Annotated in this window: 19 protein-coding genes and 2 pseudogenes; 8 read left to right on the forward strand and 13 right to left on the reverse strand. The window is 50.6% G+C overall.

The genetic code is table 11. The features are described 5' to 3' along the window. Window positions 1-15: 15 nt before the first annotated feature. A complete protein-coding gene (locus J1C60_RS09110) occupies window positions 16-1,200 on the reverse strand; it encodes a sugar transporter (RefSeq protein WP_128174492.1) in 1,185 nt (394 codons plus the stop codon). A gap of 445 nt (window positions 1,201-1,645) precedes the next feature. Between J1C60_RS09110 and J1C60_RS09115 the strand changes: the two genes are divergently transcribed. Beyond that, entirely contained in the window at window positions 1,646-2,134 is a 489-nt protein-coding gene (locus J1C60_RS09115) for an RrF2 family transcriptional regulator (RefSeq protein WP_128174490.1), read from the forward strand. A 450-nt stretch (window positions 2,135-2,584) separates the two neighbouring features. Beyond that, window positions 2,585-3,013: pseudogene (locus J1C60_RS09120) on the forward strand (recombinase family protein). Window positions 3,014-3,300: 287 nt separating this feature from the next. Here J1C60_RS09120 and nudI read toward each other — a convergent pair. Next, window positions 3,301-3,726, reverse strand: a complete 426-nt coding sequence (gene nudI / locus J1C60_RS09125; protein ID WP_128174489.1) for a nucleoside triphosphatase NudI — start codon at window positions 3,724-3,726, stop codon at window positions 3,301-3,303. A gap of 159 nt (window positions 3,727-3,885) precedes the next feature. Continuing rightward, window positions 3,886-4,359 (reverse strand): radical SAM protein, encoded by a 474-nt coding sequence (locus J1C60_RS09130; RefSeq protein WP_339328138.1) that lies wholly within the window; start codon window positions 4,357-4,359, stop codon window positions 3,886-3,888. Window positions 4,360-4,630: 271 nt separating this feature from the next. On the opposite strand from J1C60_RS09130, the pseudogene J1C60_RS09135 reads away from it, so the two are divergent. Continuing rightward, a pseudogene (locus J1C60_RS09135) lies at window positions 4,631-4,837 on the forward strand (IS3 family transposase); the annotation flags it as partial. Window positions 4,838-5,044: 207 nt separating this feature from the next. Here the strand turns inward: J1C60_RS09135 and oqxB are convergent. Both oqxB and J1C60_RS09145 read right to left on the reverse strand, forming a co-directional pair. Beyond that, window positions 5,045-8,194: a multidrug efflux RND transporter permease subunit OqxB gene (oqxB, locus tag J1C60_RS09140; protein ID WP_128174487.1), complete on the reverse strand. Its 3,150-nt coding sequence runs from the start codon at window positions 8,192-8,194 to the stop codon at window positions 5,045-5,047. 19 nt (window positions 8,195-8,213) lie between these two features. Beyond that, on the reverse strand, window positions 8,214-9,398 hold the full coding sequence (locus J1C60_RS09145) for an efflux RND transporter periplasmic adaptor subunit (protein WP_128174485.1): 1,185 nt from the start codon (window positions 9,396-9,398) through the stop codon (window positions 8,214-8,216). A 325-nt stretch (window positions 9,399-9,723) separates the two neighbouring features. Here J1C60_RS09145 and J1C60_RS09150 point away from each other — a divergent pair, with 325 nt between their 5' ends. From J1C60_RS09150 to J1C60_RS09160, 3 genes are all read left to right on the forward strand, one after another. Continuing rightward, window positions 9,724-10,071 carry a helix-turn-helix domain-containing protein gene (locus J1C60_RS09150; RefSeq protein WP_128174483.1) on the forward strand — a complete coding sequence of 116 codons (348 nt, stop codon included), beginning with the start codon at window positions 9,724-9,726 and terminating at the stop codon, window positions 10,069-10,071. A gap of 120 nt (window positions 10,072-10,191) precedes the next feature. Further along, the gene (locus J1C60_RS09155; RefSeq protein WP_128174481.1) at window positions 10,192-10,647 is read left to right on the forward strand and encodes a ribonuclease domain-containing protein; all 456 of its coding nucleotides are present in this window, start codon (window positions 10,192-10,194) and stop codon (window positions 10,645-10,647) included. A gap of 3 nt (window positions 10,648-10,650) precedes the next feature. After that, window positions 10,651-10,920: a barstar family protein gene (locus tag J1C60_RS09160; RefSeq protein ID WP_128174480.1), complete on the forward strand. Its 270-nt coding sequence runs from the start codon at window positions 10,651-10,653 to the stop codon at window positions 10,918-10,920. A 2-nt stretch (window positions 10,921-10,922) separates the two neighbouring features. Here J1C60_RS09160 and J1C60_RS09165 read toward each other — a convergent pair whose 3' ends face one another. Genes J1C60_RS09165 through J1C60_RS09175 form a run of 3 tightly spaced genes read right to left on the reverse strand, consistent with a single transcriptional unit; the run spans window position 10,923 to window position 17,477 of the window. Beyond that, the gene (locus J1C60_RS09165) at window positions 10,923-13,283 is read right to left on the reverse strand and encodes a virulence factor SrfC family protein (RefSeq protein ID WP_128174478.1); all 2,361 of its coding nucleotides are present in this window, start codon (window positions 13,281-13,283) and stop codon (window positions 10,923-10,925) included. Next, window positions 13,280-16,252 (reverse strand): virulence factor SrfB, encoded by a 2,973-nt coding sequence (locus J1C60_RS09170; RefSeq protein WP_128174476.1) that lies wholly within the window; start codon window positions 16,250-16,252, stop codon window positions 13,280-13,282. The genes J1C60_RS09165 and J1C60_RS09170 overlap by 4 nt, the downstream gene beginning before the upstream one ends. Window position 16,253: 1 nt before the next feature. Then, the gene (locus J1C60_RS09175) at window positions 16,254-17,477 is read right to left on the reverse strand and encodes an SrfA family protein (protein ID WP_128174474.1); all 1,224 of its coding nucleotides are present in this window, start codon (window positions 17,475-17,477) and stop codon (window positions 16,254-16,256) included. Window positions 17,478-17,949: 472 nt separating this feature from the next. Here J1C60_RS09175 and J1C60_RS09180 point away from each other — a divergent pair, with 472 nt between their 5' ends. Together J1C60_RS09180 and J1C60_RS09185 are read left to right on the forward strand one after the other, a co-directional pair. Next, window positions 17,950-18,150: a hypothetical protein gene (locus J1C60_RS09180; protein WP_128174472.1), complete on the forward strand. Its 201-nt coding sequence runs from the start codon at window positions 17,950-17,952 to the stop codon at window positions 18,148-18,150. A gap of 3 nt (window positions 18,151-18,153) precedes the next feature. Beyond that, window positions 18,154-18,939 carry a hypothetical protein gene (locus tag J1C60_RS09185; RefSeq protein WP_128174471.1) on the forward strand — a complete coding sequence of 262 codons (786 nt, stop codon included), beginning with the start codon at window positions 18,154-18,156 and terminating at the stop codon, window positions 18,937-18,939. A gap of 424 nt (window positions 18,940-19,363) precedes the next feature. Here the strand turns inward: J1C60_RS09185 and J1C60_RS09190 are convergent, their stop codons facing one another. From J1C60_RS09190 to J1C60_RS09210, 5 genes are all read right to left on the reverse strand, one after another. Next, window positions 19,364-20,101 (reverse strand): SDR family oxidoreductase, encoded by a 738-nt coding sequence (locus tag J1C60_RS09190; protein WP_128174469.1) that lies wholly within the window; start codon window positions 20,099-20,101, stop codon window positions 19,364-19,366. A 289-nt stretch (window positions 20,102-20,390) separates the two neighbouring features. After that, complete coding sequence (locus J1C60_RS09195) at window positions 20,391-21,143, reverse strand: ABC transporter permease (protein WP_229655805.1); 753 nt, start codon at window positions 21,141-21,143, stop codon at window positions 20,391-20,393. Further along, the gene (locus J1C60_RS09200; RefSeq protein WP_128174467.1) at window positions 21,140-22,327 is read right to left on the reverse strand and encodes an ABC transporter substrate-binding protein; all 1,188 of its coding nucleotides are present in this window, start codon (window positions 22,325-22,327) and stop codon (window positions 21,140-21,142) included. Before J1C60_RS09200 ends, J1C60_RS09195 begins: the two co-directional genes overlap by 4 nt. A gap of 5 nt (window positions 22,328-22,332) precedes the next feature. After that, window positions 22,333-23,118 carry an ABC transporter ATP-binding protein gene (locus tag J1C60_RS09205; RefSeq protein ID WP_128174466.1) on the reverse strand — a complete coding sequence of 262 codons (786 nt, stop codon included), beginning with the start codon at window positions 23,116-23,118 and terminating at the stop codon, window positions 22,333-22,335. Continuing rightward, window positions 23,115-24,173, reverse strand: coding sequence for an acyl-CoA dehydrogenase family protein (locus tag J1C60_RS09210; RefSeq protein ID WP_128174464.1), 1,059 nt, complete (start codon window positions 24,171-24,173; stop codon window positions 23,115-23,117). The genes J1C60_RS09205 and J1C60_RS09210 overlap by 4 nt, the downstream gene beginning before the upstream one ends. Window positions 24,174-24,181 lie beyond the last annotated feature (8 nt).

The raw sequence follows: 24,181 nt of genomic DNA on the forward strand, positions 1-24,181 counted from the left end.
CAGGCGGCGGCTATTTTATCCATTACTGCGTAACTGTGGGTAACGCTGGAAGATAAAAATACACCAGAACAGCGCAAACAGGCCGATCAGTGCGCCAATGTTGCCAACATCCGCGATGCTTAGATAGGTGCTCACCTGATTTCCCAGCAGCGCGCCGGCGCCAATACCAATATTGTAAATGCCGGAAAACAAAGACATGGCGACGTCTGTGGCATCCGATGCCAGTGAAAGTACCCGAACCTGCATCGCGAGCCCTATCATCATCATTGCCATTCCCCAAAGAATGCAAAGGATGGAAATGGCGGTGGGGCGGATGGCAGCAAATAACAGTAATCCCATGCAGAGCGTGATAAGACTAATGGCACCTATCAGCAGCCCTGAGGGGAATCTATTGCCGAACACGCTGAAAATAATGCTGCCAAAAATACCCGCGGCACCAAAGATCAGTAACAGGAAAGTGGTGAAATTGCCGTCCATCGTTGCCACCGCCTGCATAAATGGCTCGATATAGCTATAGGCCGTATAGTGTGCTGTCACCACGACTATCGTTAGTAAATAGAGGCTAACCAGCGCGGGTCGTTTAAACAGTATCGGTACGCTGCCAAGTGAGCCACTGTGCTCGCTGGGTAACCTTGGCAGCAATTTAGTCAGGATTAACATCAACGACAGCGCGGAAAGGGCAATCACACCAAATGTCATACGCCATCCCAGGTATTGTCCAATGATGCGTCCGAGTGGCACGCCCAGCACCATCGCCAGGGCGGTCCCGGTAGCCAGCATACTTAATGCCTGAGTTTTTTTGCCTGGGGGCGCGACGCGAATTGCCAGTGATGCAGTGATCGACCAAAAAATAGCGTGCGCCAGTGCGATCCCGACACGTGAAACCACCAGAGAGCCAAATCCCCACGCAAAAATGGAAAGGATATGGCTGGCAATAAACAGTGCGAAGATAACACTAAGCAACATTCTGCGCTCGACGTTACGTGTTGCCAGCATTAGCGGTAACGACATCAATGCCACACCCCAGGCATAAATCGTCAGCATGAAGCCCACGTCAGCCGTGTTCATAGAGAACGAAGCCGCAATATCGGAGAGTAAGCCTACCGGGACGAATTCAGTCGTGTTGAAAATAAAAGCAGCAATGGAAAGCAGCACAACACGAAGCCAGGCTGCCTTACGCGAAACAGTTTGTGGTTGCATTGGGTTTTTGGGCTAGTAAAAAAGATTAGGGTTGCTCGTTTGCAACCATTAACACTCGTAAAGTGATGATGATCACATTTAGGGCGGTATTGTGTTTTATTTATCCGTAGAATTAAACCAAAGAATGTCACAAGGTGATTTTTTCTTTCAGGTGCCGGGTCTGAGCGGCCATCCACTCTACAATCCTCTCAGTAATGCGCAGAGATAACATTATTCCTGATAAGTCGAATATATAAATATTCTCTTAAAAATCAATTAAATTCACGAGTATTCAGACCGATTTTGCGTAACTCCACACAGGGAAGGGTGGAATAAATTATGAATATGTGCCATAGCACCGGAGGCTGCCTTCTAAAAAGCAATAGTATTTGTTATATTATTTAACATTGGTTAATCACAGCAGCGGCGCAAAAAAGAACAAGATTCGCCGTACCAGGATGATAATATGATAGATTGTCGCTTTCCGACTGCTCTGCAAATGGTCCTTTGCATAGCGATGGCGGAGCAAGTTGAAAAACGTTCTACCAGCGCTATTCTGGCGTATGGATTAGAAGCCAATCCCAGTTTTATTCGTAAACTGATGGTTCCGCTGACCCGCGACGGCATCATTGTTTCTACACTGGGCCGTAACGGTTCCATTCATCTTGGGCGTGCGCCTGACAAAATCACTTTGCGTGATATTTACGTCTCCGTTATCGAAGATAAACGAATCTGGGCCGCTCGCCCTGATGTCGCAGCGCGTTGTGTCGTGAGTGCCAACGCATGCTGGTATTTTAAGCTGATTGTGGATGAGGCTGAACAGGCTTCATTGGATGTACTTGAGCGCCGTACCGTCGCTGACGCGCTGGAGGAGTTGCGGAAAGGAGACGTGAGCGGTTGTGAAGACTTCCTTAATGTCGAAATGGAAGAGTCCTCCTGGTACAAAAAAGCGTAACGCCGTTCCTTTTCATTGGCCAGCAGAGATGAATCCTGCTGGCTTTTCGTTTTATTTTTCTCACCTGCCTTCGTTTTCCGACGGACAGTTCCTGTCAATTTATTCTCTTGCCTTTTTTTATCCTGAGCCGGGAATGCGCACTCGCAGCGGCTCAGAGGCTTTATGCATTTCACCCAGGCAGATTCTATTGCGTGCCGACTGTAGAACGATCTTTTCTGAAGGGCTGGGGGAGAGTAATACCGAAGGTAATCGCGTAAAAACAAAACAGGGATAACATCTTTTTGGGGTAGTGACCGGGTAGCGGCGATAACTGCCAACTTTTCTTTTCCCCACACTCACGCAAAAACGTTCGTTTATGCAACCTCCTTTTGCCAATGTCACGATGCGGTCTTGTGCATTGCGAAATATGTATTGCAATATAAAAACAAATGGCAACAGGAAATCACAATTATGCTCATCGATTATGTCCGGGTTTCGGCACAGGAGTGGGGTACTCAGGCTCAGATATCAGCATTAAAGTCAGCCGGGTGTGAACTGATACTCCAGGAAAAAGCATCGGGCGGACGATGGGATCGCCCCGAGTTACAACGGCTTTTGCAGCAGTTACGCAAAGGTGATCAGGTTATTGTATGAATACTGGACCGTCGTTCCCGCTCTCTCAAGGGTTTATTGCTGATGCTGGAGAAGATTGAAAACATGGGGGCTGATTTCCGCAGCATTACCGAAAATATTGACACATCCACCCCGGCAGGAAGGATGATGATGCAGATCGTTGGCTCCTTTGCTGAATTTGAACGTGCCATGCTTCGTGAACGGACAAAGAGTGGACTTGCAGCGGCACGCCAGGATGGTTGGGTGGTGGACGCCGCCCAAAATTAACACCCTAGCAACAAAAAGAGATTGTCTCGCTCGTCACATCGGGGCAGAAAACAGGTACTGATGCCGCTCGCCTGTTCCAGGTTCACCCTTCCACAGTGGTGCGTCTTCTCGCCAGATACCGGATGACTGAGATCAGACATAATCTATGCGGTCCTCGGTGCACGCTTACGGAGAAACAGCCAGAAAGAACGGATGAAAAGGAAAGAAACCAGTAGGACGGAAGCCGTGATCCTGCGGCGTCTCGTCCTGATAATCAGCAGATCAGCTTTTTTCTTAAAGACCAGAACCTAAAGGAGACCTTTCCGGGCAAATGTGATCCGGGTGGCTTCATTTAAATCCATATTTTTCAGTGCATTAGTGGATACCCAAGCAATCTCCTGAAATTCCTCATTAAACGTAATCGTCCGGTTTGTACTGATACAGTCAAAGATGAGATAAATCATGTAAATGTCCTCTGTGGTACCATCCGGGTACGTTTTAGTACGGATATCATCACGGAAGGCCCAGGGTTTAACGTCTGTGATACACAGTGCTTCGCCCAGTTCTTCCCTGATTTCACGCCTCAGCGCAGTTTCCATCGTCTCGCCGGGCTCCATTCCGCCGCCGGGCAGTGCCCATTGCCCCGGGAATACCCCGCGATCGGAGGCCATTTTACAAAGCAGAAACTCACCTTCATTTTGTATCACAGGGCACACTATTACTCGCTGACGCATTTCATGTCCTCAACATCATGGCTTTCTGAATAACCTTATCAAAAAAAACGTCAATGTCATTCGGGTGATCACACACAATAATCCGCTCACGAAGATGTACCGGAAGATTATCGGTAAAATGCTGATATTCCGCATGGCATCCTGTGATCCATTTAACCTTCATGGCCTCATCAGGAAATTCTTTCGGCCGTACACCATGAATTTCATCATCATCGAGATGCATGAGTGAATGTGCGACGGGATAATCAATGAAAGCGATAATGTCTGGCTCAGTGAGCAACTTAACCGCGCATGATCCATCATGAATCGATGTCCGACGGTGGAGAGATACGTCATAAAACCCATCTGTTTTGCGTATTCAATCAGGTCAATGAAATCCGCCCGGGATGTGGGTTCTCCCCCGGTAAAACCGATACGACGGAAACCCATTTTATGCATGCGCTCAATGACATTACGGACACTAACAAGCGATGAATCCTGAATACCAGGGTTACGGAAACACAAATCGCATCCCAGGTTGCAGTGTGATGTTATTCTGAAATCCAAAAGAAGGGTGCTAATATCCATTCCTAGCCCTCTGACTGTGATAAGAAACCCAATAACCATTAAATAATTGTGGTTATTTCCGAGCATACTCTCTGATTAACGAGTTTTAAAGCACGGGCAGACGTATCGTGCGATTTTAATTCAGCAGGGGGGGTGGCGTGCTCTGTCGCTGCCAGTGCATAGCGACTCATGACGTTATACGGCGCTCATCTCAGTAGCCTTGTGTTTGGCACTTATGCTACGGGTACCCCATTCCTGAGGGAAACATCCGGATCTTCTGAACGCACCGACCACCTGGATGATATAGCATCCGCACTGGTCTCTCTGAAATTATCGCCCCTTGTTCTTACGATAATGCCTGGCCGAGAGTATCAATGGTCTGTACAAAGCAGAAGTGATACACCGTAAGCGCTGGAAAAACCTTGCAGAAGTAGAGTTTGCGACACTGGCGTGGGTGGGCTGGTTCAAAAATCGAAGGTTACTTGAGCGGTCAGGACACATACCGCCGGTAGAAGCCGAAAAAGCCTGGTATGCTTCCAGTGCAAATAATGATCTGGCAGCCTGAGCTTCCGGACTTAAAACTCTCCAAAAAAACCGGGGCCGTTTAGACTTCAGGGCACTGACGCCGCTGATTTACGCCCATGTGAACCCCTACGGGATATTTGAACTTGATATGGAAACAAGGCTGCCGATCCCTGAAAGTTGGCCGTTATCGCAGCTACCCTTTTTGGCCAGGAAGCAGTGTTCCCTTCCTGGCCATTAACGTGCGAAATTATTTCATGACAGCAGGTGAAGCCTGCTTGCGCGTAACCATTTTACGCAACGTCACGTAGAATACCGGCGTAAGGAACAGACCAAACAACGTCACGCCCAGCATGCCCGAAAATACCGTAATCCCGGTCACACCGCGCACTTCAGCACCGGCTCCGTGCCCAAGAATTAGCGGAATGGTACCAGCGATAAAAGCAATCGACGTCATGATGATAGGGCGAAGGCGTAACCGACATGCTTCCAGCGCCGCTTCCATTATTCCTTTACCCTGCATCTCCAGCTCTCGGGCAAACTCAACGATCAGTATAGCGTTCTTACAGGCAAGTCCCATCAGCACCACTAATCCCACCTGTACGAAAACGTTATTGTCGCCACCGGTAAGACGAACGCCCACAAATGCTGAGAATAGCGTCATCGGTACGATCAGTATAACTGCCAGAGGGAGTGTCCAGCTCTCATACAGCGCCGCCAGCACCAAAAATGCCAGCAATACCGCTACCGGGAACACAATCACCGCAGCATTACCTTGGGTAGACTGTTGATAACTCAAATCCGTCCACTCGATATTCATACCGTTTGGCAAATTCTGCGTGGCCAGCTCACTAATTTTAGCCATTGCCTGAGTCGAAGAGAGCACGCGAGGATCTGCATCACCAATCAGATCGGCTGCCGGATAGCCGTTATAACGGATGACCGGGTCGGGGCCGTAGGTGGTGCGGATGTTAACCATACTGCCAATCGGTACCATCTCTCCCTGACTGTTACGGGTACGCAAATTAGCAATATCCTCAACGCTTTCACGGAATGGACCGTCAGCCTGAGCCATAACCCGCCAGGTCCGACCAAAGCGGTTAAAATCATTGACATAAGAAGAGCCCAGATAAGTTTGCAACGTGCTAAAAATATCGGTTAGCAACACGCCCTGCGCTTTGGCTTTATCACGATCGACCTGGACATCCAATTGTGGAACGTTGGCCTGATACGCTGAGATCGGGAAGTGCATCCCTGGCGTTTGCATTATGCCACCTGACAGAGTATTCACCGCCGTTTGCAATGCACCATAGCCAAGTCCTGCGCGATCCTGAATATACAGTGAGTAACCTGAGCCTTGTCCCAATCCAAGAATAGGGGGGGGCATAATAGAGAAGCCAAAACCCTCCTGAAGTTGTGAAATTTTCGCGTTGATCTCTGCGTTGATCTCAGCAGCGGTATGGGTACGCTCAGCAAACGGCTTCAGACCAAAAAACACAGTACCGGTGTTGGGCGTGTTGGTGAACTGCAGTGCATTCAGGCCAGGAAAAGCCATTGAATAAGCCACACCTTCGGTTCTCATACCAATCTCACTGATCTTACGCACCACTTCGTCAGTGCGAGACAGGGACGAACCCTCTGGCATTTTCACGCCACCGATCAGATACAATTTGTCCTGTGTGGGAATAAAGCCACCGGGAACCACTTTAAACATAAAAGCAGCAGCACCAAGCAGCAAAATATAGACCACAAACACCGCACCGCGACGGCTGAGCGTTTTTGAAACCAGCGTCTGATATCCTTCAGAACTGCGATTGAAGAAACGGTTGAAAGGCTGAAAAAGCCAGCCGAACAGACGGTCGATAATACGCGTCGGTATATCCCTGGCGGTACCATGCGGTTTCAGCAGTAACGCCGCCAGCGCCGGCGATAACGTCAGCGAATTTATCGCTGAAATCACCGTTGAAATAGCGATGGTTACGGCGAACTGCTTATAAAACTGACCGGTGACGCCGGAGAGAAATGCCATTGGTATAAAGACGGCACACAGTACCATTGCAATAGCGATAATTGGTCCGGATACTTCACGCATCGCCTGGTGTGCAGCAGCGAGGGGCGCAAGACCTTCTTCAATGTTCCTTTCTACGTTCTCTACCACCACGATGGCATCGTCCACCACGATCCCGATGGCCAACACCATACCAAACAGACTCAGTGTGTTAAGAGAGAAGCCCAGCAGGTAGAGCACGCTAAAAGTACCCACTATCGATACCGGGACGGCCAATAACGGAATGATTGACGCGCGCCAGGTTTGCAGGAACAAAATAACGACCAATACCACCAGAAGCACCGCTTCCAGCAGGGTTTGCACCACGGCACGGATAGAATCACGGACAAATACGGTGGGATCATATGGCGCAGCCCACTGCATATCATCCGGGAAGCGGGTGGCGAGTTCCGCCATTTTGCCGCGTACTGCATTCGAGAGATCGATAGCATTCGCACCGGGTGACTGGAAAATACCAATACCTACCGCATCTTTATTATCCAACTGGGCACGCAGGGCATAGTTACCCGCACCCATTTCAATACGGGCGACATCGCGCAAGCGAACAACGGAACCATCCTCAGTCGATTTCAGAATAATATTGCCGAACTCTTCTTCGGTTTGCAGACGTCCTTGCGCGTTAATCGAGAGCAGGAAATCACTTTTCGTGGGGAGCGGCTCAGCCCCAAGCTGTCCTGCGGAAACCTGAACGTTCTGTTCCTGCATCGCCCTGACGACATCGGATGCGGTTAATCCGCGAGATGCGATTTTATTCGGATCCAGCCAGGCGCGCATCGCATATTCACCCGCACCAAAGATCTGGACCTGGCCGATGCCGGGCAGGCGTGCCAGTTCGTCCTTCACTTTCAGCGTTGCGTAGTTGCGTAAATAGAGCGAGTCATATTTACCCTTCGGCGAAAACAGATGCACGACCAGCGTCAAGGTTGGGGACTGTTTCTGTGTGGTAACGCCAAGGCGGCGGACATCTTCCGGCAGACGTGCTTCGGCCTGAGCCACGCGGTTCTGAACCTGAACCTGAGCTTGATCGGGATCGGTTCCGGGGCGGAAGGTGACGGTAGTGACCAACACGCCATCAGAACCCGCGACGGATTTCATATACATCATATTTTCCACGCCGTTAATCGCTTCCTCAAGCGGCGTGGCAACACTTTCTGCAATGACCTTAGGGTTAGCACCCGGATACTCAGCACGAACCTGTACGCTTGGAGGAACTACATCAGGGTACTCGCTGATCGGCAGTAGAGGTATGGCAATAAGCCCGGTCACAAAAATCAGAATCGATAGCACCGCAGCGAAAATGGGCCGGTCGATAAAAAAACGTGAAAAGTCCATGTGGATTCTCTATGGGTGATCAGTTAAGCGCTGGGCTGCTGTTATTTACGGTCATTTCAACATCTTTGGCATTGACCGGCATGCCTGGCATAAAGATCTTTTGCAGACCATCAACGATGACCTTATCGCCCGGATTCAGGCCTTTATCGATGATGCGTAACCCTGAGAATAAGCGACCTGGCTGAATATCACGGCGCTGCGCTTTACCCTGTTGATCCAACACGTAAACGAATTTACGATCCTGATCGGTCAGTACGGCTTTATCAGTGACCAGAGTCGCTTGAAATTCTGCGCTAGCGGGCAGACGTACCCGCGCGAATAGCCCCGGAGTAAACAGGCGGTCGCGGTTATCAAGCAAGGCACGCATACGGATAGTGCCGGTAGCCGGCGTTAACTGATTGTCGAGGAAATCAACATAGCCATGATGCGAATACTCTTCTTCACCCACCAGTCCAATTTCAACCGGTAATTTTTGTCGGCCATTCGGTGACTGCCCGCTGCGGGCAAGTTTTTGATAGTGCAAAAAGGTCGATTCATCAACATCGAAATAGACATAAACCGTATCCATTGAGACCAACGTCGTCAGTACGCTGGCGCTATCGCCCGCGGTAACCAGGTTACCGGCGGTAATCATTGCCCGGCTGGCGCGACCATCTATTGGGGCGGTGACCTGAGTAAAATCAAGATTAAGCTGTGCCATATCGACAGCTGCCTGAGCAGCCAGCACGGAAGCCTGTGCCTGCGAGGAGACTGAGCGCCGCTGTTCCCACATTTCTCTGGAAACGGCCTGACTGCTAATCAACTTTTCGGTGCGATCAGACTCGCTACGAGCCAGTGCAGCCTGGCTGCGGGCATTAGCTAACTCAGCCCTGGCTTGTTCCAGCGCAGCACGCCACGGGCGATTATCAATAGTGAAAAGTACCTGTCCTTTTTTGACCTCCTGGCCCTCAATATAATTAACTTTATCGATATATCCCGAAACGCGTGGACGCAGTTGAACGCTCTGCACCGCTTCAATCCGGCCATTAAACGTATCCCATTGGCTAATCGTTTTAACGACAACATTTGCTGCACTTACCGCAGGTGGCGGCGGAGCCGCATTTTGTGCCTCACTTTTATCACAACCTGAGAGCAGGCCGATAAGAAGCGCGATCCCTGACAGCCGCTGACCATAAACAACAAAAGGTTTTTGCAGGCTTTTCATTATTTTTTTCCGATTGAAGACGCGGAGAATCCCGCAGAGTTATGCGTATATGTATAAAAAATGTATTTATATTGGTTACATTTCTGTGCGATTGTAGGGAGACGACAAACCAACTGCAAGAATAACCAATACACTTTATGTGCTGTTTTGAAGAAAGAATTTTGCTTTCTGTGACGGCACGTTATAGGGGAGGGTTCCCCACTTAACGGCATAAAACATGAAGGGTATTAAGTGTGATAATAAAACTTGCATTTAGTGTTAAAACAGTTCACCTTAAACTGTACTTGATATAATTGCTATTCGTCATGCTGACGGGAGAAATAAAATGAAAAGCGAAGCATTCATTCACGATTTACTGGACTGGATCGATAATCATATCGAGGGACGGCTTGATCTCAATACCGTGTCTGCGCGTGCAGGTTACTCAAAATGGCACCTCCAGCGCATGTTCAAAGAGCACACGGGATTACCGCTGGGTGAATATATTCGGGCACAAAAGCTGAAAAAATCGGCTGACCGCCTGACGAATAGTGACGAGCCCATTCTCAACGTGGCTATATCACTGGGATTTGACTCCCAGCAATCATTTAACCGCAGCTTTAAGCGCCAGTATGGTCAGGCTCCGGGCGCATGGCGCAGAACCGTTAACCATCCTGAAATTATGCATAGCTAAAGACGCAAGGGGCGGGGTTGCCCGCTCCGCGTTTCCACGGAGATCACAGAACGGCGGTGATTCCGGTGTCGCTCATTTGATATCATCAGCATATCAAATGAGTTGAGAATGGAAACGGATATGAATAAACGGCTATGGATCGCGTTAGCGGTTGCCATTGTGGCTGCCATTGCTGGGGTTAAACAACCGCAGCATAAAACACCTCCAGTATCATCCTCTGCGCCTCAGCAGCAACGTGAGACGATAGCAACACTCACGCAGCAGCAACGGGTGGCGCGCTATCTTCAACAGCATCAGCAATTGCCAGATTATTATCTGACAAAAAATCAGGCGCGACGCCAGGGATGGGATCCCGCTAAAGGTAATCTGTGCAGTTTACTGCCGGGTAAAGCCATTGGTGGCGATCGATTCTCGAACCGGGAAGGGCTGTTACCTGTGCAGCGAGGTCGTATCTGGTTTGAGGCCGATGTTAATTATCAGTGTGGCCATCGCAATGCCGATCGTCTGCTTTATTCCAGCGATGGATTAATTTTCGTCAGCACCGATCACTACCGCAGCGTTAAGAAGGTGAATTAAATTATGCGGACACTTACCTTCGATTTTCATCATATCCCTGACCAACAGGCCTTTTATCAGCAATTCGCGGATCAATGCGATGTGGGGGATATCTTTGGCAACAATCTTGATGCGCTGTGGGATACCTTAACTGGCGGTATGGTATTGCCCGCCAGTATCCACATCAGGCATCTGCAAACGCATCGTCAGCGTGTAGAGTTTGCAGGAATTATTGCCACACTCCACGAAGCTGAACAGGAACTCAACGGGCAGTTGCAACTTAGGTTTGATTAACATCAGAAGGTCATCTGTTTTACTATCTTCGCCAGCTGCTGGTGCGTCACCTCATCAAACGTGAGCGCGGGTGTATGGCCCTCGTTCTGGATAATGAGATTATATAAACCTGTCAGCCAGTCATAAATATAATATACGTTCCCGCTAACTGTAGCTGCTGGCAGCCGCGTTAGCTGTTGAAAAACCTCACCTTCGCGAGCCGCGCCGGAAGATTGTGTAAAGATCTTCTTCCCGTGATTGATGCGGCTGTCGGGCCGCTGCGCCTCGTCCATTTGAAGAAAACCTAGCCATGAGACGAAATCACCTAACACGGCGATGGCACGCGCAACCTGGCGATCCCGCGGTGCGTTGGGATGACCATGGCTGGTTGGGTTCTGCATTACTTTGCTACGCAGTAACGTATCAATATTGAGCCGATAAAAAGCGCAAATCAATTCGTTCACCAGGTGCTCCAGTGTTATTTTGTTAATGCCTAACAATGCCAACAGCGCATCCTGTTCCGGTAATGCACGTAAATAATTGATCCAGTAATGTTCTACCCGCTCGGCGAACTGTCGCTCATGGTTCAGTGAAGAGTGGACGCGTGCCTCAGAAAGCGGGGGGGTGATAACCTCGCGAAAGCGATCGCTTTCGATGCCGGATAACGGGAGGGGATCGAGCGGTAATGGCGGCGATGAGTAGAGTTCGCGAAGAACCTCACGCGATGGCTGCAAGCGTTCCAGTAATTCGCCATGCAGACCAGTGCGGGATTGTAATGCTTTAATAACGGTATCAGCAATGTGCTGCCGTGTATGTCGATGATCGATTGCTCTATCGCTGCGCCAACAGGCCAGCAGATTATCTACGAGATTACGCTGCAGTTCTTTCAACTGTTCATCAATACGTTGCAGCTTGTTTTCATGCTGCATTTCGGTCGCTAACCAATCGACCATTCGCTGCAGGCTGCCCGTGTCATGCGCCAGCAGCGTGCCCCATGTTTCACCCGGGCCTCCAACCTGCCGTTGCACCGCGTGGTCGCCGTTTTTCTGGCGTGAATGGCGTCTGTCACCGGACGTTATCACCCACAGCAGCGCAGGGCTTTGTCTTTTTTCCGGTGAGGCGGCTCCTCGGGTCTTTTTTTGCCAAAAATCAAGCCGTTGACTTACCGACTTTACCTCCGCACGCTGGACCGCCGCGCAACACACTAATAGCCGTTCGATCTGTTGTCTGACGGCATACCACTCCAGCAAATAAGCACGTTTCACACGCAGAAGTTGACTGCCCAGAGAATGCATCTGTACCTGTTCTACAGCGTTGTCAATGGGCTCGCCAACGCCAGGGATATCCAACACGTCCGTTTGTTCAAAGAGCGGCACTTGTGGTGTTGAACATAAAGGGAGCGTCAATTCAGCCGTCAGTAACGCCAGTTCTGCTAACGACATGGATAACGGATTGGCGATGCCGTCTGGGTAGCGAGGACAAACCTGCACCTGCACATCATATTCTGTATTCAAACCCGCGGCCGCGGCCGGGGTAAGCAAGGTATCTGCGGGCAACCACGTATCCCCAACTAAGAGGGTGAGTGGGGCTAATACCCGACATGCCCCTAAGCTATGGCGTCGATGGACTAACTGGCGCCAGAGTGCGGTTAATTCAACATTTTCCTGCCAAAGTAGCGAAAAAAGTCGGGCGCGATCGTCTATTGTCAGCATCGGGGCAAGTTTAATCACCGTTGGCCAGAAAGAGTGGCGTAACGCTTTTTGGCGATCGCGATCGTGGCGCTGTAAATAATCCCACAGTTCAATCGTTTCATCCCGGGTCAGACCGGCAACCGGCTCTAACTGACGATGCCGCATCAATATTTGCAATTGCGCGCGAATATGTTGCTCATCAGGAAAAGATGATGCTGTTTGCAGCCACAGCATAGTAATCATAACGGTAATATCAGCTTCACTCAGCAGTCTGAGTTCAACCGGCCAGCGGCTATCTGCTGCTCCAGCCTGGTGGGTAAAGCGTATGGCAAAACCACAATCCCGGTTGCCGGGATTGATATGGGTAAAATAGTCAAATTTTTTACCTGCCAGTAGGGTTTCAAGGCGACCACTTGCATCGGCAATCATAGCGTTGATCAACCCGGCTTTTCCTTGCTGCGAGAGTCCATAAAAAGCGAGCGTATTGGCATTAGCAAGCGAACGGGCGAGATGCTGCGCATGGCTCCGGCCACGACGCAGAGCAATGTTCAATTGATCAGCTTCAATATCAAGACGCGGATGAGCGTGACGCATGTTATCAACCCAGTCGATTGCCTGCCCAATGCCAAGATTGACTGCCTGCAGTCGCTGTTGTGACTGGTTCAACTGCTGCTCTACGCTGGTGTCCGTCATTTTTTAAATACGCTCCCGCTATCGATCCAATATTGCTCCGTGCTGTTGCCGCTAACAGATAGCGTGTTCAAGCTCAGCCGTAAATGCTGGCGTGGTACAGAGCTGCCATCGGCGAGGTGCGCGTCAGCTATGGTAAAACATTCCGCGCTGAGAGGATCGTGACCGGGGACGACGCCCAGCCGGACATAAAGTACGCCGTCACCCGCCAGTTTTCGCGCCAATTGTGCATCAACAATCGTCAGGCTATACAGCGGTGAAGCGGGCCAGCAATCGTTTTCCAACTGGCGAAACCCAAGACACAAATTACCCCTTACCTGGAAGCGAACTGAAGGTGCCAGAATGAAACCAGGCTGGTCGAGATGAATATCGCGGTAATAGACATTTTCCGCAGTTAATCGCTGGTTGGCGTCCAGCATGCCCAGATAGCGAATGGTGGACCAGGGTTGAAAATCGCCAGCTTTAAAATAGAAACTGGCGAGTCGGAGATCTAACGCCAGCAGGCACAGCATCGCGCCGACTGCCGCCGTAGATTTGGGATTATCAATACGCCCTTGCTTATTAAAGGGATACCAGTCGCTGGTGTGATACCCCTCAAGCGAAAAAATACGATTAGCGGGCAGCGGCTGTAAGTGACGAAATAGAGCCTGAATACCCGGAAAGCGGGATGGGCGGCCAGTCAACAGCAGCACATCGCACGCGTAGAAGGCCACGACCTCCGCCATCGCGCGCAGCGCCGTGGTGACAGACAGACGTTCAGAAAGAAACTGGGCGTGGAACTGGCTGAAAGCCACAACCAGCGGCACGTCGAGAATATCAAAGGTATCGTTCCCCAGTTCGCGATGTATTTCACTGTTAATATAATGAAGTACCTGCGTGGTGGGTAGGTGTAGCAGTTCACCAAAGGTAACATCAATTTCCGCATGACTATCCAGAGGATCCAGATTTTCATAGTGTCCGAGTAGCGCCTGGGCAATGGGCATAAAAATCTGTAGCACGGCCTGCTGCCGCAGCGCAGAGTGAGCATCAACACGGCCTGCATACCCAAACAGCTTATCCATCAGCGCATCGGGCTGCGCCAGGCCACTTATTTTCAGTTCATTCTGGAGGGCGGGCAGTACATAAAGTTGAATGACGTCCAACAAAATATCATCGCCCGCCACGTTAAATCCCTCACGAAACAACAGGTGAGGCGTTATTTTTACGTTATTACCATTTCCGTTATCCAGCGCGTAGCGGGTGATTGCCAGGTCGGTGGTACCACCGCCAATATCAATTGATGCAATACACAGTGTTTTGCCCGCTGGTTTATCGGCTATATCAATGCGGTCCGGGCGCGCCATGCTGGCAAAAAAATCGTCGGCACGGCCGCCAAAATTGACCTGCGTTTCATTAAACAGATATACCATCTGCCCACAGGTCGCCTCATCCCACTCCATCTGAACCTGCGGGGCCGGTTTTGTGCCAGCCGCGCGATCCTGCTCGCGGGCAAACGGCGCATCCGTCGGATGCCACGCCATTGCTTTCCATACCAGCCCAATCGCTTCTTGCATACGACGACGAAAAATCTCTCGCTCAGGTTTTGGCATAGCAGTAGGGAGTGTCAGGATAATAGTGCGTAGATAACGCGGGGCACTGCTGTGGGGCATTCTTAACCGGTGGGCTACGCTATTGATCTGCATGAGCGCCTGCGCCAGTAATTCACACAGCATAAAAGTCATCAGTGAACTGCGGCTGAAGTGCGGCGAGAATGCCGGTAACCGCTCTTCAATGGGAAGCGTGAATAGCGGTTGTCCCAGATCGTTCACTAATAGCGTCAGTGGCGCGGCGATAGCCAGTGGCTCCGCTGCAGTTTGTTTGTCTCCCGGGTTAAAATGCCAGCCCGGCAGATAACAGGCTTCGTCCCAGAGATATCTGCGTGGGCTGGAAATCCCCGTCGCGCCTTCCGTACCGGAACGCTGCATGGCCAGGCGGTTGGCCTCATGCCCCACGCGAACGATAGATGGCCAGGTAAACGCCGCCTCATGTCCGCTTTCGACAGAAAAATTTTGCTTTCCCCATATCGCCTGTGAAAACTCCACACGGCTTTCAAACATATCGGTATAAACGTACTGTGGCCGTTCCAGATCGCGCAGATGTAATTCACTGCTTTGCAGGAGCCCATTGCTTTCATCTGGATGATCCTCAACCAGAATACCGCAGGTATGCGAGTTACCGGGGTCAAGGATAAAATCGACGGGTATCATCGGTCGTTGCGGTGTAGCGGTGTGGATCTTAATGTCATCGAGCCTGCATTGTCGGCCGATTAACGACAGTATGTTCAGATAATGCGCCTGGTATTCAAACGTTTTTAGGGCCATTTTCAGTGCGCTGCTGGAACGGGTTTCATGCTGACTTGCTTGCTGAGTAAAAATTTCTCGCAACCAACCGTCAATCCAGGTCAGATCGAGAAACTCCGCCAGTTCGTTGTTATGCCAGGCAAGGGAAAAATTAACCCCATTTTTGGCGTCATTTTCGCTCAGTGCCAGCACGCTCATCTCATGATCTGCTGGCCAGGCCTTAGTATCAAATGCCAGACAAGCACGATGTGTATTGCCTGCGGCATCCGGGTTGTCCAACGCCACTAAGCGTAATCGAGCCCAGTTGTCCGGCCCACCGATGACATGACGCGGCGAGGCGATGCGCAAGATCGGCAACGGAAGCCAGGTATCTTCCAGCAGCGTGAGTGATTGTTGTAGCGTAAAGCTGAATTCAGGTTTAACCACTTCGGGTACGCCGTTAGGCATATCCAGCAAAAACTTGCCGCTATGTACGTCCTGATCCAGCAAAAGTAGCGGTCCGTTTGCCGTTTTCCGCACAAAGTTGCCTGTATTTCCTGAGTGACCCGCTTTAATGGCAATATCAAGAAATTGAATCCCGCTGTCCTGAATCAGCGTAATTTTCTGTGTCGGATCGATAAGAGGAGCCAGCATACTATTTGCCTTCACGTTTGATCGTTATCGGAAAAACTGTTTCACCGTAGTGTGCTTCACAGCGTGCGGCAGTCGGTGTTGCCTTACAGATGATTTCCGGCATTCTGTAACGCGATTTATCGCTACAACGAGCGGTGTAACGGCTATTGATGACCAACTTGCCGGATCGCATTAATCCACTGGTGATATCTGCTTTACAGCGAATGCCATCAGCCTGCAGGATGCTGGCTATTCCTTTCCCGTTATATAAGCGGTATTTCAGGCCAGGCGCGTTACCGGTTGGCAGACCAGCGATCGTAAGCGTGACGCGCCAACTGCCGTTAAGAAAGGCAGTGGAACCGATTTTGACCGCTGCGGGCGGCATTACCAGGGCACGGCTATCATCTAACGCTACCGTTTCCGGGCGATTGTCTGCCGTACGTTCCGGAGCCGGAGCCGGTGGCAGAGTTTCTGCTTTTCGGTCCGCAGCCAGAGTCGCGAGGGTAACAGGCAGTAAAACGGTATTTACGGCGGGGTAACGCACCGGGCTGGGATTAATCACATCGGAAGGTTTCCCGGGTTTTGACAACAGGCTGGCCAGCACAAGAGTGCTAACAACGGCGATCATTCCCGGCCAAAATAGCCAAAGACGTTTCCAGCCGGTTCTGCGCACGTTTACCGCCACCGTCGTATCTGTTCCGGCAGGCGGGGAAACGATGCCATTTGGTTCTGTCACAGTGAGGGAAAAGGGGACCTCGGCATGCACGCTGGCACGCAAACTGTCGAGCACATCATGACACGGAGGGGTATCGCGTGTGACAAACCCCCAGAACGTAACGATCGGTTTTCCGTTCACCAAATAAATATAATGACTATCAGGAAATTGCAGGGCGTTACCAAGTAACGCAGCAAAACGTTGCATGGCGGTATTTTCCGCCGCTGCGGCGTGTGCAATCAGGGCGTTAATACCGATTCTGCACGCTTCTAATTGATGTATGGCCGAGGCACGCGCTCCGTCACTGGCAGCATTCCATGATGTGATTTTGCCGTGAAAGGGTGCGTACCAATCAATCCTGTCGCCCAACTCGTTTGGTTGGGGAATGGCCAGACAATCGGCAATGATTTGCTGGTTTTTGAGACGTAACGTTTCGCGGATTTGCAGCGCAGAGGCATATACCGGCTGTCCATTTTCCCCCAAAGCGAGTAAAGACTCCGGGTTTCCACTGCGTAATAATGCGCTTGCCACGTAAAAAGGCCCTCATACGACGGTATCGGAGAAACGAACCCTGTGTTTTCGCCGGATGGCTAAAAAAACGTATCCGGGTAAAGCTATCGTGTATTGATGAAACGGTGCCTATCCGCGAAGGGGGCTTATGGCCTGCTTTTTAGCGGATATATAACCGAGGATGGAGGGACTTTACCGCGCATTAAGGCAAATCAAACGCAGGAATAAACGCTAAAAATGCCCATTCCCCTGACCATTAATAGCGCGGGATACATTCTGCCTGATGGTAGCGCACCGACTCATGCTGGCTTTTCAGGCAGGATGAGTCTGAAGACTTGTCGTGAGCATTTGATTCTGTGATAGTCATTTTCCTACAACGATCCCGTATTTACGTTATTTTCAGTGCGTATTTTGCGTTCTGTGCTGTTCTATACCTAAACAGGAGGGTAATATCCCTTAGTAGACATGAGGCGGTACCCTGTCAGGAGGATGTATGAGTGAACTTTTCCGTAAGCTGTTAGCTGCACCTGGCAAAATGATGCAGGGCGTTATTCGTCAGGATATACAGCAATCGAATAACAGCAAGATCACGACGGATGCTAACGGTAATGCATCATTAAACATGAATAATCAGCACGTGCGAGATTCCATGCGTGCCCGGATGGAAGAACTGGCGAACAACAGACAGGGATAATCGATGGGGCCATTGATCATAATGATCGTGCTGGTGTGTGGGTTTTGGTACACGGAGAATCACTATCCGTCCCGAATTCGTCAGGCCAGAAGTAACGGCTGGGCCTCTTATTTTTATGTTGCAATGCACGGCAGTAAATTCGTAATTCAGGGCTTCGGCTCAGTACTGGGTCTTTTTTTAGTACTGCTACTCCTCAGTACCATCCTCAATTTGTTTGGGTTGATTTGGCCTGGAATCCACGTTGATTTTTACTCCTGGTTAGCGGATGTTAACGTCTTGTCTTATCCTCTTTTTTTGCTGCTTTCATTCGGTATGTCAGGTCTTATAGCCTATGAAGCCGGCAATCATGCGAAAAAAGACATTGAGGATGAAGTGAAGCGCCTGGAAGCTTACCGTGAAGTAGCGGCGCAGGATGGCATTGAATCTTTACTGGTACAGGCTATTGACGAAGACAAGCTAATTTTTGTTACGCTTAAATCACGCAAAGTGTACATTGGTTATGTTGCTGCGCCACGCATAGAACATACCCATACCCAACATCTGGCGATTATCCCTTATATCAGTGGTTATCGTGACAAAGATACGCTCTGCTATCATGAGCAGCATCGCTATTACGAACTTTATCTCAGCGAAGATATCTCCGCTGATTCTGAACCACTTAACCTACAGCATTTCCGACATGTCATTCCCATGGACCAGGTTGAAATCGTCTCTCTGTTTGACACAAAAACCTATCAGTCTTTCGGCCAATTTTCTGCGACAGCACCGCACATCGTGGAAAAGGTTTGAGCAGATCACGCGTCTGTACACATGGCCTGTGATGCCCCTCAACCGAATTTAGAAACAAGTGGCTTATCCTGTGCTCCCGGCAGGGGGAGAGCAACGCCGTCAAACTGTATGGGGGCGGGCAACAATATGTGGTTATCGCTGTGAGCGGACATGGTTCACGGGGAAAGAAAGCAGGTGATGCGATGGTTACGAACCGTTTGAAAGAGAACCGCAAAAAGGGACATATATCGCCTCTTTCTGCTACTGAGCCCGGCATATTGCCGGGCTCACTCTTTTCCTCTGTTCCAGCAAAAACAGCTGAAATGGAAAATATCGCGTCAGGATTTTTACATAGCGCCTGGGAGCGCAACAGACGATAGCTATTTTGGCAGAGGATACGTTTTAGCCGTCAAGATATTCAGACAGCGTTTATCTCTGACAAAACTTATACCATACCGCCGTTAACGCGAATAACTTGCGCGTTGACCCAGCCGCCATCCGGACCGGCCAGCGTAGAGATCACACTGGCAATCTCTTCAGGCGTCCCGATACGCTCCAGTGGTACCAGTTTAGCCATCATATTGATTTGCTCTTCAGTTTTACCATTGAAGAACAGCTCAGTTCCGGTTGGACCCGGTGCGACAGCGTTCACGGTAATATTGCGGCCACGGAGTTCGTTGGCTAAAACGCGGACCAGACCTTCCACACCCTCTTTAGAGGCGATGTATGGTCCGTAGGTTGGGAAGGATTTCCCAATTACGCTAGTGGACAGAGCAATAATTCTTCCTCCATCGGCTACGGTTTCTGCTGCGTTGGCCAGAATCAAGAATGCACCGCGCAGGTTGGTATTAATCGTTTTATCAAAATCAGCGATGGCGGCAGGTGTAATTTTCGCCAGTGGCATAATGCCGGCGCTGTTAACGACAACATCCAACTGGCCAGTGAACGCTTTGGCATCACGGAACAGGCGGCTAACGTCCGCTTCATTAGCGACATCCGCCTGGATTGCAACGGCATTACCACCTTTTGCTTTTATGTTTGCAACGATTTCATCAGCATTGGCAACATTGCCCGCATAGTTAACGATGACGGAAAAGCCATCTTCAGCCAGGCGATAAGCGATAGCGCGGCCAATGCCTCGAGATGCGCCTGTTACCAGCGCCGTTTTGTTTGCTGTTGTCATAATAAAGCTCTCCTGTTTTAGGGATAACGCGCCTGTAGGGCGTGATTTACAAGCTAATCTTAGTGCTTTAACAGCAGGAATAAAGGGGCTTTCTTTAATATGATAATTCCATATTTAACAACAATGCCCGATTTACAGCAGCATTAACCGTTTTTCGGTATCTCGCTACCGCTGGGCCGGTTCAGCTATATCATCGATTGAGGCGATGTTACCAGCGATCTTTGTCAAAACTGCAGGGAACGTTGAGCGCTGTACGGGGGAGTTGACATCGGCGTCCAAGGCGGCAGCGCTAACCGTGCCGCGCAGCCCAGTAACGGGCGGGCAGGCGAGCGAGATAGTCCATTAAGAAACCTAAAATGCCGATCAGAAGAATGGTGGCCATCAACTCGGAATAGGCCAGCCGGTCACGTGTATCAAGGATGAAATAGCCTAATCCAGCATTAACCCCCAGCATTTCACAGGGCACCAGGACAATCCACAGGATGCCTATCGCCAGCCGGATACCGGTTAATACCGGACTGATAATGGCGGGTAAAATAATATGATATAGCGTCTCCAGCCGTGTCGCACTCAGCGAATGGACCAGTGCCAGCCAACCGCGATCGATTTGGCGAACGCCACTGGCGGTGCTGATAATAATCGGCCAGACGGCGGCGAAGGTCAGTAGAAACCAGATAGGCCTGTCACCGACGCCCCATATCATCACGGCCAGTGGCATCCACGAGAGCGGAGAGATCATCCGTAAAAATTGAAAAGCCGGAGACGTCAGTGCTTCCAGTCGCTGAAAGTATCCGGTCAGTAATCCTATCGGCACCCCAATCAGCAGCGCAAAAAACAGGCCGATTGCAACCCGCAACAGACTCACTTCAATATGTAATTGCAACTCAGCGCCGTGCAGCAACTGCCACAGGCTGATAAACGCAGCATCCGGTTTAAAGCGTTCCATCAGCCCGCTGTTATTGAGGGTTATCACCCACCAGAACAGCAGCAGCAGCGCCAACCCCGTGACGCCCGAAGCAATATTTAGCCATTTTTTATTCACAGACGGATAATCTCCTCGCGACTAAAGCTATCCGGCTGACCAAACCGTGACATTCCACCAACCGCAGCAATACTGTTACGTACGAAAGTGTCATTGACCAATTGCTGTGTCGCCTGTTTGGCATTTAACGCAGACAGAAACGCGTTATCACCCTGAATCAGCGTATGCTTCAACTGCTCAATCAATTGTTCACTGTAACTCGGGTAGGGATAAGGCTGGAAATCAATACGTTTTTCCTCCCAGTCAGGGTGGATGATCGCGCCATCAGTCGTATAGTTTTGCCAGGCTTGCGTCTCCGGAGCAAGCACCTGCTTAAGGATACTTTCGGTATGCGGCGTGTAGCGATTAGCGGCGCTCTTTGCCAGCAACGCGGCTGTTTCAGCACGGTTATCGCGGATCCAAAGTTGTGCATTAACGAGGGCATTAACCACTTTTTGCGACCATTCTGGCCGTTGCTGCAGATCCTGAGAGTGCATAAATACCACGCAACAGGCGTGATTTTTCCAGATATCACCGGTAAATCGCAGCACTTTTCCGATACTGTTGGCTTCAGCCAGTGCATTAAAGGGTTCTGCGACGATATAGCCTTGAATACGCTGACTGGCCAGCGCCGGCGGCATATCGGCCGGTGACATCACAACCAGATTAACCTGTTTCCCTTGCGCATTACGCGTGACAGGCTCCAGACCATGCTGGCGTAGGATTTGTTGCACGACCACGTTATGGATTGAGTACCAAAAGGGTATCGCGAGCGTTTTTCCTGCCAGATCCTCAACCTTATTAATCGAAGGAGCAACGGTGAGCGCTGAGCCGTTAGTGTGATTCCATGCCACTACCTGAGCCGGAACCTGGGCACCAAAGCGTGCCCAGATAGTCATCGGCGATAGCAGATGGATAACATTCACCTGACCGGAAATAAACGCTTCAATCACCTGCGACCAGCTACGTAACATCACCGGACGTTCTGCTTTGATACCCTGTTGATCAAATAGGCCGTTGGCATGTGCCACTAACAGTGGTGCCGCGTCGGTAATGGGTAAATACCCAATACGTACCGGCGCATCCGGCTCTTCCGCTGCGCGGGCGCGCTGCATATTGATCAGCGGTAAAGCACCGGCAACGGTAAGTAAGCTACTAATTTTAAGAAATTCGCGTCGTGAAATTGATAAACAGTTATGGCACATGTTTGTTACCCCATCTGATGCTTGAGCGATTCACGTTCGTGGCGCAATGTTTTCAGGATAGTGATGCGCATTTCTCCCAGCTCATCCAGCAGTTCATCACGCGGGTGAGGGAAATCCAGCACCCATTCGCCGATAATTTGTCCTGGGTGGCCGCCTAACAGAATAATGCGATCTGAGATCAGCAACGCTTCATCAATATCATGTGTGATCATTACGGCAGCAGTCTGCTGTTGGCGAATCACCGACAGCAGCAGGTGCTGCATATCGGTTCGTGTTACTTCATCCAGCGCACCAAAGGGTTCATCAAGAAATAAAACTTTGGGCTGGCGGGCAAGGCTGCGGGCCAGCGCGGTACGCTGAGCCATTCCTCCCGACAGCTGTGACGGAAATTTTCGCCGATGCGTATCCAGGCCCACGGCATGAATGGCCTCGTCGATACGCTTCTGCTGCTCCTGTTTAGTGAGATGAGGCTGACGTTTAAAATCCAGACCGAATGCCACATTCTTTTCCAGGTTAAGCCAGGGGATCAGGCTGGGCGCCTGAAAAGCAACAGAAAGGTGTGGATGGGGCCCGTAAAGCGGGTGGTCTTCATAGTAGACCGTTCCGCTGCGTGCCGGGCTTAGTCCGGCCAGTACTCTGAGCAGACTGGATTTCCCCACGCCGCTAGGCCCCAAAATAGTCACCACTTCACGATGGGCTAGCGCAAAGCTAAAATTCGTCAGTAGAGTTTGCTGGTGTAATCCTTCGGCATACCCAATTTCAATGCCGCTGGCATTTAACAGTGGTTTCATGCGTTTTCCCGCGCTAACTGGAGACGTAGCTGGACAATACCTGGCGTCACGATGGGTAAGAAAGCAGACTCACGCCAGCGCCGGGCGAACTGGCTCCCGGTTTCCGTCAGATAAGCTTTACCGCCGCTGGCCAGCAGCTCCAGCTGTAACGCTTTGCTGGCCGTATCAACCATATTAATTCGTATGCGGAATAGCGCTTTGGGATTCTGGAGAAATTCGCCGCTGGTTAATCCCGCTAAAAGTTGCGAGCGCTGCAGCTGATGCGAATCGTGCAGCGTCTGCCATTCATCATGCAAAATGTTTTGACGCCCAAGGTGGTTTTTAGTCTGCTCCAGCGAACGTGATGTCACGCCCAGCGCCATGCCACACTGTAGCCCCAGAAACGCGGGACGTCCCTGCGCCAGAAAAGCCGGGGCGGTGTTATGTAAAATATCCCGGCTTGTCACCTTAACGTTTTGCAGCTTAATTGCCGCGGTGTAACTGCCCTGCAGTGCCATCAAGTCTAAATCGTCGCTACGGGTTAATCCCGCTCTATCAGAAGGGAGTACGGCAATAAAAGGACGATGACTGACGTTATCATGAACTGCGGTAGCGACAACGAAATTATCCGGTCGCAGATTCGTCACCCAATGCATTTGACCATTCAGGCGATATACATCATCGGCATCGGCATCGGCATTGATCTGTAACGACTCAATTCCAGAAAGGAATTTCATCGCATTGGATAACCCAGATGCACCTGCCAACTCACCGCCAAGTAACCGTGGAAGCAGCGCATCGCGTAATTCTGTATTGGCACTTTGCAGCAGAAGCTCGATAAATGCCCGATGCCCCCAAAAGACAAAAGCAGCGGTCATGGAGTGGCTGGCGACCTCGCTAAGCGCGACCACTGCGTCATTGATCGTGCCTCCGCTACCACCAACATTTTCAGGTACGCCGATACGAAATAACCCGGAATCGGCTAAACGAGGTAGCAGGGCAGCCGCGTCAAGCGCAGTTTGGTCAAGCGAGTTGGCCCTTTCATCTAACCAGTGACGTAAGGCGGTATCAGGCATGGCAGTTT

This window comes from [Pantoea] beijingensis (genome assembly GCF_022647505.1).
Taxonomy (GTDB): Bacteria; Pseudomonadota; Gammaproteobacteria; order Enterobacterales; family Enterobacteriaceae; genus Erwinia; species Erwinia beijingensis.